The organism is Burkholderia sp. CCA53, assembly GCF_001685525.1.
In the GTDB taxonomy this organism is placed as follows: domain Bacteria; phylum Pseudomonadota; class Gammaproteobacteria; order Burkholderiales; family Burkholderiaceae; genus Burkholderia; species Burkholderia multivorans.
The window spans coordinates 819,726-833,184 of record NZ_BDDJ01000001.1 but is presented as its reverse complement, the minus strand read 5'-3'; the positions used below and the strand labels follow the sequence as shown (position 1 = coordinate 833,184).

Below are 13,459 nucleotides of genomic sequence, written 5' to 3'. Positions count from 1 at the left end.
GCGCTTGCTGCGAAGCCGGACGATGATTGTCCGGCTTTTTCGTTTTGAAGGGGGAATCGGGCGGAGCGGCTTCGGCCGCCGAGCGGCCGGAGAAGCGGGAAGCGCGATGCGGCCGTCGGGGGCGCGACACGCTCGACTGCAGCCGTGACCGCAACCGCGATTACGACCACGGCCGCGGCCGCGAACATGGCCCGCAACCAGGACGGCCGCGGCGCACCGCGCCGCATGGCGCAGGTTTCAGGCGAGCACGAGCCGCACGCCGACCGCGACCAGCGTCGCCGCGAGCAGATTGCGGAGCAGCCGCTCCGGCGCGCGCGCCGACAGCAGGCTGCCGATCACGATGCCCGGCAGCGAGCCGAGCAGCAGCGAGAGCAGCATCGACCAGTCGACCGAGCCGAGCAGCCAGTGCCCCATGCCGGCGACGAGCGTGAGCGGCACCGCGTGCGCGATGTCGGAGCCGACGATGCGTGTCGTCGCGAGCGCCGGATAGAGCAGCAGGAGCACGGTCACGCCGATCGCGCCCGCGCCGACCGAGGTCATCGACACGAGCACGCCGAGCACCGCGCCCGTCAGCACGGTCGACCACAGCGTGCGCGCGGGGCTCGGCGCGAGCGGATTGCGCGCGGCGAACGCGGCGAGCTGCGGGCGGAAGATCAGCGCGACCGACGTGAGCAGCAGCGCGATGCCGAGCACGAGCTGGATCAGCCGTGCGGTGCCCGGCGCGTTCACCCCGTGCGAATGCAGCACCCACAGCGTGACCGCGGCCGCCGGCACGCTGCCGGCCGCGAGCCGGCCGGTGATGCGCCAGTCGATCGAGCCTTTCAGCCCGTGGACCAGCGTGCCGGTGGCCTTCGTCGCCGCTGCATACAGCAGATCGGTGCCGACCGCCGTCGCGGGATGCACGCCGAACAGCAGCACGAGGATCGGCGTCATCAGCGAGCCGCCGCCGACGCCCGTCAGGCCGACGAGGATGCCGACGAACAGGCCGGACAGGGAGTACAGCAGATCGATATGGGGAAGCGACATCGGAAGCAGGCGGTTATGGGGCGTTCGGCGGCGGCGCGCGGCTGCGGCGGCGCGGATCAAAGTCCGACATTGTCGCAAAAGTGACGCGTCGGTGTACGACTGCGTTAAAAATCGGCCGGCGCGCGGCCGCCGGCCGATGGGGTGGGGCGGTGAAACGGGCGTTCGAAGAGCGCTTGCGCGCGGCGGCGTGCGGCGCGTGTGCGCAGGCGTACCGGCTGCGGGCGGCCCGCCGGCGCGCCGGCCCGCCGGTCGCGCGTCAGTGCAGGGAAGCGCCGACGCCGCTGTCGGCCGGCGCCGGCGGACGCACGCGCAGCGCGACGCCGATCGCGGCGGCGAGCGCCGCGAACGCCGCGCCGAACGCGAAGGCCGCGTGGTAGCCGCCGTTCAGCGCGCCGAGCGGCGCGATCTGCGCGGCTGCCAGCGCGTCGGTGCGCGCCGCCGCGACGCTCGCAAGCACTGCGAGGCCGAGCGCGCCGCCCATCATGAACGCGGTGTTCACGATGCCGGATGCGAGGCCCGAATCGGCCGGATCGACGTCGCTCATCGCGGCAAGCAGCACCGGGTTGAACGCGATGCCGGCGCCGATACCGAGCAGCGTCATGCCGGGCAGCACGTGCCAGACGAAGCCGCCGTCGACGGGCGCGCGCGCGAACAGCGCGAGCCCGCACGCGGCGATCAGCAGGCCGGCCGCGATCGGGCCGCGAATCCCGAAACGCATGACGATCCGCGCGGACAGCCCGAGCGAGAACGCGGCCATGATCAGGTTCGCGGGCAGGAACGCGAGGCCGACCTGCAGCGGCCGGTAGCCGAGCACGCGCTGCAGGTACAGCGCGGACAGGAAGAACCACGCGAACATCGCAGCCGCCCACAGCACGCTGATGACGTTCGCGAGCGCGACGTTGCGCCCGGCGAACAGCGTGAGCGGCATCAGCGGATGCGCGACGCGCATCTCGATCGCGACGAACAGCGCAAGCAGCACGACGGCCGCGCCGATCAGCGCAACGGTCTGCGGCGACAGCCAGCCGGCCTCGTTGCCGCCGACGATGCCGTAGACCGCGAGCATCAGCGACGCGGTGACCGTGATCGCGCCCGCGACGTCGAGCCGCCCGGCGCCGGCCGGTACGCGCGTACGCGGCAGCAGTGCCGCGCACAGCGCGTAGACGGCGATGCCGATCGGCAGATTCACGAGGAAGATCCAGTGCCAGGACAGCGCGCTCGTCAGCAGCCCGCCGAGCAGCACGCCGATGCTGCCGCCGCCCGCGCACACGAAGCCGTACACGCCCATCGCGCGCGCCCGTTCGCCGGGCTCGGTAAACAGATTCATGATCAGCGACAGCGACACGGCCGATACGACCGCGCCGCCGAGCCCCTGCACGGCGCGCGCGGCGATCAGCATCGTCTGCGACTGCGCGAGCCCGCATGCGAGCGAGGCGAGCGTGAACACGACGAGCCCGGCGAGGAACATGCGTCGCTGTCCGTACAGGTCGCCGAGCCGGCCGCCGAGCAGCAGGCAGCCGCCGAACGTCAGCAGATAGGCGTTGACGACCCAGACGAGCGCCGTTTCGGTGAAGTGCAGATCGGTGCCGATCGACGGCAGCGCGACGTTCACGATCGTGCTGTCGAGCACGATCATCAGCACGCCGAGGCAGAGGACGATCAGTGCGTACCAGCGCTTTTCGCCGTGGATGCCGTGTGTCATGGGCTCGCAGCCTTCCGATAGGGATTTGAAAGGCTGGATTGTAGACGGCATTCGTACGCGTCTGCTGCCGGTTTGTGGCAGCAGCGTTGCGTAGTCGCCGAACGGCGTGAGCGCGCGCGCGTGTGGGCGTCGGCGCCGTGCCGGCACGCGCGCGGATGCAGCCGCGACGTGCCGTTATGCGATCGCGGGCCGCGGCGATCGAAGGTCCGGATGTTTATTCGCGCGGCGGCAGCGCACAGCCGTCCGGGCCGCATGCGGCTGCCGCATCGCCGCCCGGTTCGACGACGCCGTCGCGCCACGCTTGCTCGAGCGCCTGCGCGAACACGTCGGCCGGCTGCGCGCCCGACACCGCATAGCGGCCGCCGAACACGAACAGCGGCACGCCGCGTCCGCCGATCTGCGCGGCGCGCGCGCCGTCGGCTTCGACTTCGTCGCGGTACGCGTCGCCGCGCAGCGCCGCTTCGACCGCCGCGCGCTCGAGCCCGGCTTCGACCGCGAAATCGGCGAGCGCCGTGCGATCGAACAGCGAGCCGTGCTCGCAGAAGTACGCGCGGTACAGCCGCTCGGTCAGCGCGTGCGCACGGCCGGTCGCTTCCGCGAGCTTCACGAGCCGGTGCGCATCCAGCGTGTCGCCGACCAGCGTGCCGGGCAGGTCGTAGCGCAGTCCGACGCTCGCGGCGGCGTCCGTCACCTGGCGCAGCATCTGGTCGACCTGCGCCGCCGACATCCGGTATTTGCCGGCCAGCATCGCTTCGACCGGTTCGACGGGCTGGCCGGGCATCAGCCGGTACGCGCGCAGCGCGACGTCGACGCGGTCCGCATGCGCGAAGGCGGCAAGCGCCTCGTCGAAACGGCGCTTGCCGATCCAGCACCACGGGCAGATCAGGTCGGACCAGATTTCGACGGTCAGCGTCGGGCGGGCGGTCGGAGCGGGAGCGATCGGCATGGCAACAGGCATTCGAAAAAATGTAACTGAAACTATAGCATTTGCGCGCAGGCGCGAGCGCCGTCGCGAGCGCGCGATGCACGCGGCGACGCCGCCGCGCGTGCGCTCATGCGTCGCCCTGCGTGTCCTTCAGATGTTTCAGATGCTTGTAGACGGTCGCGCGCCCCATGCCGAGCACGTTCGCGACGTAGTTCGCCGCGCTCTTGCCGCGAAACGCGCCTTGCGCATGCAGCGCCTCGACGAGTTCGCGCCGGTGTTCGCGCGTGAGGCCGTTCAGCCCGATCTGCCGCTCGCGCAGCCAGCCGTGCAGGAACGTGTTGATGCGCTCCTGCCAGTCGTCGCGGAACAGTTCGTCCGGCTGCGCGACGACGCCCGCGCCCTTGATGAACAGATCGAGCGTCGTGCGCACCTCGTCGAACACCGCGATGTTGAAGTTGATGCACATCATCCCGGCGGGCCGGCCGCCGTCGTCGAAGAGGACGTTGCTGACGCAACGCATGCGCCGGCCGTCCCAGTTCAGCTTCTCGTACGGACCGATCACGCGCTCGCGCGCCGAGTGGTCGATTTCCTCGAGCGCGGAATCGTCGCCGACCTCCCGCTTCGACAGGTTGTTCGCCAGATACAGCACGGTCTGGTCGTGCAGATCGTGGATGACCACTTCCGCGTACGGGAAGAACAGCGCTGCGATCCCGTCCGCGATCGGCGCGTAGCGGGTGAGCAGCAGGTCTTTGACGGGGGACGGCTTCTTGCGCATCGGAATCGCGATATCGGGTGAGCGGGACGCAGGCCGCGGGTCCGGCCGATCGGCCGGCGCACCGGCAGTCGACGTGCCCGTGCGCCCGCGTGCGGCTGTCGCGGTTGCGCCATTGTATCGGCGTCGCGTGCGCACGATGCTCATGCGCGCGTCAGATGCGTATACAGCGCGTAGGCGATCGCGATGTCCTCGAGGCCGAGGCCGATCGACCGGAAGAACGCGTGACGCGTGCGCGACGGCGCCGCGCACGTGCCGGCGACGAGCGCGGGCAGATCGCCGACGATGCGCTCCGGCGTCCAGCCGTGCTCGGCTGCCGCGAGCCGCATCTCGCCGGCACTGGCCGGCGTCGTGTGCCGGTAGTCGCAGTAGACGTCCATGTCGGGCAGCCATGCAGGCGGAATCTCGTGCGCCTGCGCGACGTTGGTGCTGATCGACGTGACGAGCGCCGGCCGCGTCAGCATTCCGTCGCCGAGCACCGGCGTGCCCGACGACGTGCAGAGCATCACGACATCGGCGTCGCGCACGCACGCGGCGATGTCGGCTGCCGGCCGTGCGCGCGGATCGGTGCCGGCGACGGCGGCCTGCAGCGCGCGATCGTCGGCGAGCGTCGGCGAGTACACCGAGATCGTGTCCCACTCGCGCAGCGCTGCCGCATGCCGCAGATGCGCGAGGCCGACCGCGCCGGCGCCGACGATCGCGAGACGGCGCGCGTCGCGCGGCGCCAGGCAGTCGACCGCGAGCGCCGTCGTGCCGGCCGTGCGTTCGACCGTCAGCTGTCCGGCGTCGCACCACATCAACGGCTGGCCCGTGCGCATCGACATCAGCGCGGTCCAGGCGGTGACGACCGGTTTGCCGTCCGGTCCGCCGCCGACGATGTACGGCGACAGCTTCGCGCCGAACACCTGTTCGTCGGCGAGCGCGCCGAGGTACGTGATGAAGTCGCCGGTCTGTTCGGGGAACAGCGTGAGCGTTTGCGGCGGCTGCACGGCGCGCGCGGACGCGAGCGACGCGAACATGCGGCGCAGCGTGCCGAGCACGTCGAGCGACGGCAGCGCCGCGCGGACCATCGCGTCGTCGACGGTCAGCGGCAGGGTCGGGGCGGTCGGGTTCATCGGACATCTCCGGTCGGGGCCGGACAGGACAGTCTCGCAATGCGATGTCCGGCTGGGTTCGTTGTGGACGAAAAGTCTAATATAGACAATGTGGATGTGGCGAGCGTTTCTTTTTCTACGCTTCCGGAATCGTTGCCTGTTGGAATAGCAGTGGAGAATCAAGGAGATAAGGGTCGTATGCGGCGTCCGATACGCGGCGCGGCGGCCTCGCATTATCGTATCCCCTATAGTCTATAGTAGACTTTGAGTCTATATTTCGAATGCCCGGCAGCGTGTCCGCACACGCGGGCCCGCCGCACCGGCCGCCGCTTCGTCGCCCTGCGCGATCGCGTCGCGCGTCCGATTTTCATCGCTGAACCCTGAAGGACCCGTCATGAACTGGAAGCTTTCCCTTTGCGCCGCCGCGGCGCTCGCCTGCGCGGCCGTCACCGTCCACGCGGAACCGACCACGTTGCGTTTCGGGATCGAAGCCGCCTATCCGCCGTTCGAGAGCAAGACGCCGGCCGGCCAGTTGCAGGGCTTCGACGTCGACATCGGCAACGCCGTGTGCGCGAAGCTGAACATGAAGTGCGTGTGGGTCGAGAACGCGTTCGACGGCCTGATTCCCGCGCTGCAGGCGCGCAAGTTCGACGTGATCAATTCGGCGATGAACATCACAGCGAAGCGCAAGCAGAGCATCGATTTCACGCCGCCGATCTACGTGGTGCCGATCGTGATGATCGCGAAGCGCGGCTCGCCGTTGCGGCCCGAGGTCGCGAGCGTGCGCGGCAAGCACGTCGGCGTGCTGCAGGGCTCGTCGCAGGAAGATTTCCTGAAGGCGCACTGGGCCAATGCGGGCGTGTCGGTCGTGTCGTATCAGGATCAGGACCAGATCTATGCGGATCTCGTCGCCGGGCGGCTCGACGCCGCTGTGCAGGAAGCGCAGACCGCGCAGGAGGGCTTCCTCGACAAGCCGGCCGGCCGCGACTACCAGATCGTCGGCGAGCCGCTCAAGGATCCGGCGACGCTCGGCGAAGGCACCGGCTTCGGGCTGCGCAAGGGCGACAAGGCGCTGCAGGCGAAGGTCGTCGGCGCGCTCGATGCGCTGAAGAAGGACGGCACGTTGAGCGCGCTGTCGCAGAAGTACTTCAAGCGCGACATCATCGCGAAGTAAGCGCGAGCGTGCGCCGGCCGCGGTGCCGGCGCGTGCCGCATCGACCTTCTACGCTGGACGGGCAAGCATGGATTTCGACGTGATCGTTCTGGGGGCCGGCATCGTCGGCGTGTCGTCGGCGCTGCACCTGCAGGATCGCGGGCTGCGCGTCGCGCTCGTCGACCGGCGCGATCCCGGCGAGGAAACGAGCCACGGCAACGCGGGGCTCATCGAGCGTTCGTCGGTCGTGCCGTATGCGTTTCCGCGCCGGCTCGGCACGTTGCTGCGCTATGCGCGCAATCGTTCGGTCGATCTCTACTGGGACTACCGTGCGCTGCCTGCGTATGCGGGCTGGCTCGCTCGGTTCTGGCGCGAGTCGTCGCCGAAACGCCTCGCGGCGGCCGCGCGCGACATGCTGCCGCTCGTCGCGGCGAGCGTCGTCGAGCACGATGTATTGCTTGCGCGCACCGACGCGCAGCCGCTCGTACACGACGGCGGATGGATCGAGGCGTTTCGCTCGCCCGTACTGTTCGATGAAGAAGCGCGCGCGCAGCAGCGCATCGCTCATGCGCACGGCTTGCGGATGACGGTGCTCGATGCGCGCGCGTTGCGCGCACGCGAGCCCGGCATCGGCGAGGCGTTCTGCGGCGCGTTCCACTGGCAGGATCCGAAGACGGTGTCGAGCCCCGGCGGGCTCACGAAGGCGTACGCGCGATTGTTCGAGCGCGACGGCGGCACGTTCGTGCACGGCGACGCGGCGACGCTCGCGCAGATACGCGACGGCTGGCAGGTCGCCACGGCGCACGGGACGATGTCGGCGCGCTCCGTCGTCGTCGCGCTCGGGCCCTGGTCCGAGCGCGTGTTCGGGCCGCTCGGATACCGGATTCCGCTGCGCGCGAAGCGCGGCTATCACATGCATTACCGGCCGACGCGCGCGCCGCTGCGCGTGCCCGTGTGCGACACCGAACAAGGGTTCGTCGTCGCGCCGATGGACGGCGGCCGCCTGCGGCTGACGACCGGTGTCGAGATCGCGCTACCCGATGCGCCGCCGACCGGCGTGCAGCTCGAGCGCGCGGAGCCGCTTGCGCGCGAGGCATTCGGTCTCGGCGAACGGCTCGATGCCGATCCGTGGCTCGGGCTGCGGCCGTGCACGCCGGACATGCGTCCGGTGATCGGGCCGGCGCCGCGGCATCGCGGGCTGTGGTTCGCGTTCGGCCACTGCCACCACGGGCTGACGCTCGGGCCCGCGACCGGGCGTCTGCTCGCGGAGATGATGACCGGCACGCCGACCTACATCGATCCGCATCCGTATCGGCCCGAGCGATTCGGTTGAGTTTTCGGCGATGCGCACATGCGTGCGTATTTGCCGTTAACAATTGACGCCGGTGAATCGACGCAAAATCTCGGCGTTAACAATTTTTCGTTTTGCTATCCGAATCGAGTTGAAACGACGATTCGCTGATGAACCCCGTAAGGCGTCGGAAAGATATCGCGAAATCATAAAACCAGTAAATTCGCGATTTATCCGTGCATTTTCATATTCGTGAAAAGGAATATCTATAGCGATCCGATTGGGCGTCCGCGATGCTGTCGAAACGATCGTTCGCAAATGTACCGGAACACGTTACCTTGCGGCTCGCAAACGTTACGTTACGTTTCTGCGCGGCGCCGTTTTCTCGTATGAAGATTGACCCGTCGTATTTCGTTATTTCTTAATGGAGTCGGGCTTTTCTCGGTTATTGCATCGCAATAAATCGTGAAATTCCGCGTGAATTTCGCGATGGCACACTTCATGCAACCTGTCCCCGTGCTTTATCAATGAAGTGCCAACCGAGATGAGGTCACGATGGGAAATAACTTTAAATTGACGGGTGGGGCGCTGGCCGTAGCGGCCGCGTTCGGGGTGCTGGCTTCGGGGTCGGCGGTTGCCGCGGCCGGTCCGCTCGATGGACTCTCGATTCCGCAGGTGATCGTCAATCCGCCGTCGCAAGGCGTATCGGCGAGCCTCACGGCGACGGGCACGACGCCGCTGGGCTCGGTTAACGTGACCGCATCCGGGTCGGGCTCGATCAGCACGTCGATCGGCAATCCGGGCAGCGTGCTGAACGGTGTCGCGCATACGGTGACCGGTGTGCTCGGCGGCGCCGGGGGCGGCACGGTCGATCCGCTCGGGCAGGTGCAGGGCGCAGTCGGGCAGGTGGTCGGCGCGCTCGGCGGCGGCAATGCGGGCGGTGCGGTTGGTGGCGCGGTGAGCGGTGCAGTGGGCGGTGCCGTCGGTGCCGTCACGGGCGCACTGGGTGGTGCGAACAATCCGGCTGGCGCGCTGACGGGTGCGCTCAATACGGCGAGCGGGGCGTTGAGCGGCGCGATCGGGACGGCGACGGGCGCGCTCGGCGGAAGCGATCCGACGGGTGCGTTGAATGGCGTGGTTGGTACGGTGACGGGTGCGCTGGGCGGTGCGAACAATCCGACCGGTGCACTGAACGGTGTGGTGGGCACGGTGACGGGTGCGTTGGGCGGCAACGATCCGACGGGCGCGTTGAATGGCGTGGTCGGCACGGTCACGGGGGCACTTGGCGGTGCGAACAATCCGACGGGTGCATTGAACGGTGTGGTCGGTACGGTTACCGGCGCCCTTGGCGGCGCGAACAATCCGACCGGTGCACTGAACGGTGTGGTCAGCACGGTGACGGGTGCGCTGGGCGGTAACGATCCGACGGGCGCATTGAACGGTGTGGTGGGTACGGTCACGGGTGCGCTGGGTGGCGCGAACAATCCGACCGGTGCGCTGAACGGCGTGGTCAGCACGGTGACGGGCGCGTTGGGCGGTAACGATCCGGCGGGTGCATTGAATGGCGTGGTCGGTACGGTTACGGGCGCCCTCGGTGGCAATGGTCCGACGAGCGCATTGAACGGCGTCGTGACGACGGCGCAAGGCGCGGTCAACTCGGTGACCGGCGCGCTGGGCGGCGCGAATCCCGGCGGAGCGCTGAACGGTGTGGTGAGTACGGTCACGGGCGCATTGGGCGGCAATAACCCGACCGGTGCACTGAACGGTGTCGTGAACACCGCAACCAATACAGTCAACACGATCGTCGCTGCGCACGGCGCGCTGGATCAAGCGGTGCTCGATCTGGCGAGCAACGGGCTGAACGGTGCCGTCGGCACGGTGCAGGGCACGGTGAACTCGGTCACCGGTGCGCTGGGCGGCAGCAATCCGACCGGCGCGTTGAGCGGTGTCGTCAACACGGTCACGGGCGCTCTTGGCGGCAACAATCCGACTGGCGCGCTGAACGGTGTGGTGAGCACGGTCACCGGCGCGCTCGGCGGCAATGGCCCGACCGGCGCATTGAACGGTGTCGTGACGACGGCACAAGGCGCGGTGAATTCGGTCACGGGCGCACTGGGCGGCACGAATCCGGGTGGTGCGCTGGGCGGTGTGGTCGATAAGGTGACCGGGGCACTGGGCGGCAGCAACCCGACGGGTGCGTTGAACGGCGTGGTGAGCACGGTCACCGGCGCGCTCGGCGGCAATGGCCCGACCGGCGCATTGAACGGCATCGTGACCACGGCGCAAGGCGCGGTGAATTCCGTCACGGGCGCGCTGGGCGGAGCCAATCCGACTGGCGCACTGAACGGTGTCGTCACTACGGCACAAGGCGCAGTGAATTCGGTGACGGGGGCGCTCGGCGGCACGAATCCGGGCGGTGCTCTAAGCGGCGTGGTCGATAAGGTGACCGGCGCACTGGGCGGTACGAACCCGACCGGTACGTTGAACGGCGTGGTGAGCACGGTCACCGGCGCGCTGGGTGGCAATGGCCCGACTGGCGCACTGAACGGCGTCGTCACGACGGCACAAGGCGCAGTGAATTCGGTGACGGGGGCGCTCGGCGGCACGAATCCGGGCGGTGCTCTAAGCGGCGTGGTCGATAAGGTGACCGGCGCACTGGGCGGTACGAATCCGACCGGTGCGTTGAACGGCGTGGTGAGCACGGTCACCGGCGCGCTGGGTGGCAATGGCCCGACGGGCGCGTTGAACGGCGTTGTCACGACGGCACAAGGCGCAGTGAATTCGGTCACGGGAGCACTGGGTGGCACGAATCCGGGCGGAGCGCTGAGTGGTGTGGTCGACAAGGTGACGGGCGCGCTGGGCGGAGCCAATCCGACTGGCGCACTGAACGGCGTCGTCACGATGGCACAAGGCGCAGTGAATTCGGTCACGGGAGCACTGGGCGGCACGAATCCCAACGGCGCGCTGAGCGGCGTGGTCGATAAGGTGACCGGCGCACTGGGCGGCACGAACGCGACTGGCGCGCTGAACGGCGTCGTGACGACGGCACAGGGTGCGGTGAACTCCGTGACCGGCGCGCTGGGCGGCACGAACCCGACCGGCGCCCTGAACGGTGTCGTGACCACGGCGCAAGGTGCGGTGAACTCGGTCACGGGCGCACTGGGCGGCAGCAACCCGACTGGCGCACTGAACGGCGTCATCGGCACGGTGACCGGCGCATTGGGCGGCAACAATCCGACCGGCGCCCTGAACGGTGTCGTGACCACGGCGCAAGGTGCGGTGAACTCGGTGACGGGCGCACTGGGCGGCAGCAACCCGACGGGTGCACTGAACGGCGTGATCGGCACGGTGACCGGCGCACTGGGCGGCAACAATCCGACGGGCGCCCTGAACGGTGTCGTCACCACGGCGCAGGGCGCGGTGAACTCCGTGACCGGCGCACTGGGCGGCAGCAACCCGACGGGTGCACTGAACGGCGTGATCGGCACGGTGACCGGCGCACTGGGCGGCAACAACCCGACCGGCGCGCTGAACGGTGTCGTGACCACGGCACAGGGCGCGGTGAACTCGGTCACCGGCGCACTCGGCGGCACAAACCCGACCGGCGCACTGACCGGCGTCGTCAACACGGCCCAAGGCGCCGTCGGCGCTGTCACGAGCACGCTCGGCAGCGGCAACCCGACCGGCGCGCTGAGCAACGCCGTGAACACGATCACGGCCGGCCTTGGCAACCTGAGTGGCGGTTCCGGTCCGCTTGCGCCGGTGCAGGGCGCGGTGACGCAGCTCGCCGGCACGCTCGGCGGCAGCGATCCGGCTGCAGTGCTCGGCAATGCGGTGAACACGCTCACCGGCACGCTGGGTAACCTCGGCGGCGGTGCGGGCCCGCTCGCGCCGGTGCAGGGTGTCGTCAATCAGGTCGTCGGCACGTTGTCCGGTGCGGCGGGCGGCGGCAGCCCGATCACGCCGATCACGAATCTCGTGAGCGGTCTGACGGGCGGCGGCAACCCGGCCGGCGCAGTGACCGGTGCACTGGGCTCGGTGACGGGCGCACTCGGCAATCTGGGCGGCACGAACCCGCTCGCGCCGGTGCAGGGCGTCGTCACGCAGGTCGTCGGCACGCTCGGCAATGCCAACCCGACCGGCGCGCTCAGCGGCGCGCTGAGCTCGGCCACGGGCGCGCTCGGCGGCGCAGTGAGCTCGGTAACGGGCGCACTGGGCAACCTCGGCGGCGGCGCAGGTCCGCTCGCTCCGGTGCAGGGCGTCGTCAACCAGGTCGTCGGGACGCTGTCCGGCGCAGCAGGCGGCGGCAACAGCCCGATCGCGCCGATCACGAATCTCGTGAGCGGCCTGACGGGCGGCGGCAACGCGGGCGGTGCAGTGACCGGTGCGCTCGGTTCGGTGACGGGCGTGCTCGGCAACGCCGGCGCATCGCTGTCGCAGACGGTGGGCACGCTGACCGGTGCAGCCGCGAGCGGTTCGTCGGCGATCGGCCAGGCGGGTAGCGCACTGTCGGGCGTGGCCGGTTCGGGCGCGGCGGCGGGTGGCAGCCTGCTCGGCTCCGGTGCCGCTGCCGGCGGCAGCGTGCTCGGCTCGGGCGCGAGTGCGGCAGGCAGCACGACCGGTGCAGTCGGTGGACTGCTGACGGCCGGCGGTAACGCGGCCGCCACGGTCGTCAACGCGGTCGGCACGACGCTGGGCGCGGCGCCGGGCCTGTCGGTCTCGACGCACTCGAACGGCACGAGCGCGGCGAACAATCCGCTGGCACCGGTGTCGTCGCTGATCCAGTCGCTGACCGGCGGGTTGTCGAAGTAACGCCGGAGCAGTACGCGCGGCGGCATTGCCCGCCGCGCATCCGGTCGTAGGACGCGGCATGACGGTAACGTCATGCCGCGTTTTGTTTGGTGTCGCGCGTTCGTGCGTCGACCCATCGCAGTCACATCGAGCATCGGCACGATCGCGAGATTGCGCGATGGAAGATTGCAAGACCGCATGGAATAACCTGCCAGGCCCGTTCGTTTACGTACCGGGACGCGACTCGCTCGCGCGGCGCATCATGATCGCGATGCAGTCGGCGTCCCGTGAACGTATGCGATGTCGCATCGCGACGCCAAGGAGAACGGGAATGAAAACGATGTTGTTCGCCGTCGCGCTGACGGCTGCGATCGCGCGGCCGGCGGCCGCGGAACCGCCGCAGGTCGGCGACGGGAAGCTGGTCGACGACGAGCACATGACGCTCTACGTGTTCGACCGCGACGCACCGGGCAAGAGCGCGTGCACGGGCACGTGCGCGGCCAACTGGCCGCCGGCGCTCGCCGATGCGTACGACAAGCCGTCGGGCGCACTGAGCGTCGTCGCGCGCGACGACGGCAAGATGCAATGGGCGTACAACGGTCGTCCGCTGTATCGCTGGAAGATGGATCGCAAGGCCGGCGATGCGGGCGGCGACGGCATCGGCGGCGTCTGGCACGTCGCGCATCCCTGACGGCCGTGCCGCGCGCG

General features: G+C 69.3%; 9 protein-coding genes. 4 read left to right on the top strand and 5 right to left on the bottom strand.

Going from position 1 to position 13,459, the window contains the following annotated elements:
- Positions 1 to 237: 237 nt before the first annotated feature.
- The 5 genes from BCR55_RS03870 to BCR55_RS03850 form a co-directional block, all read right to left on the bottom strand.
- Positions 238 to 1,026: a sulfite exporter TauE/SafE family protein gene (locus tag BCR55_RS03870; protein ID WP_006406370.1), complete on the bottom strand. Its 789-nt coding sequence runs from the start codon at positions 1,024 to 1,026 to the stop codon at positions 238 to 240.
- 256 nt (positions 1,027 to 1,282) lie between these two features.
- Complete coding sequence (locus BCR55_RS03865) at positions 1,283 to 2,725, bottom strand: DHA2 family efflux MFS transporter permease subunit (RefSeq protein WP_065494209.1); 1,443 nt, start codon at positions 2,723 to 2,725, stop codon at positions 1,283 to 1,285.
- A 214-nt stretch (positions 2,726 to 2,939) separates the two neighbouring features.
- Positions 2,940 to 3,671, bottom strand: coding sequence for a DsbA family oxidoreductase (locus BCR55_RS03860; RefSeq protein WP_006410766.1), 732 nt, complete (start codon positions 3,669 to 3,671; stop codon positions 2,940 to 2,942).
- Positions 3,672 to 3,777: 106 nt separating this feature from the next.
- On the bottom strand, positions 3,778 to 4,569 hold the full coding sequence (locus tag BCR55_RS03855; protein WP_053297573.1) for a transcriptional regulator: 792 nt from the start codon (positions 4,567 to 4,569) through the stop codon (positions 3,778 to 3,780).
- A complete protein-coding gene (locus tag BCR55_RS03850; RefSeq protein WP_065494208.1) occupies positions 4,566 to 5,537 on the bottom strand; it encodes an ornithine cyclodeaminase family protein in 972 nt (323 codons plus the stop codon). The genes BCR55_RS03855 and BCR55_RS03850 overlap by 4 nt, the downstream gene beginning before the upstream one ends.
- Positions 5,538 to 5,910: 373 nt before the next feature.
- On the opposite strand from BCR55_RS03850, the gene BCR55_RS03845 reads away from it, so the two are divergent.
- The 4 genes from BCR55_RS03845 (at position 5,911) to BCR55_RS03830 (ending at position 13,442) form a co-directional block, all read left to right on the top strand.
- Positions 5,911 to 6,690, top strand: a complete 780-nt coding sequence (locus tag BCR55_RS03845) for an ABC transporter substrate-binding protein (protein ID WP_065494207.1) — start codon at positions 5,911 to 5,913, stop codon at positions 6,688 to 6,690.
- Positions 6,691 to 6,757: 67 nt separating this feature from the next.
- Positions 6,758 to 8,002 (top strand): FAD-binding oxidoreductase, encoded by a 1,245-nt coding sequence (locus tag BCR55_RS03840; RefSeq protein ID WP_065494206.1) that lies wholly within the window; start codon positions 6,758 to 6,760, stop codon positions 8,000 to 8,002.
- 513 nt (positions 8,003 to 8,515) lie between these two features.
- On the top strand, positions 8,516 to 12,772 hold the full coding sequence (locus tag BCR55_RS03835) for a hypothetical protein (protein ID WP_065494205.1): 4,257 nt from the start codon (positions 8,516 to 8,518) through the stop codon (positions 12,770 to 12,772).
- A 310-nt stretch (positions 12,773 to 13,082) separates the two neighbouring features.
- The gene (locus BCR55_RS03830; RefSeq protein WP_065494204.1) at positions 13,083 to 13,442 is read left to right on the top strand and encodes a hypothetical protein; all 360 of its coding nucleotides are present in this window, start codon (positions 13,083 to 13,085) and stop codon (positions 13,440 to 13,442) included.
- The last annotated feature ends 17 nt before the right edge of the window (positions 13,443 to 13,459 follow it).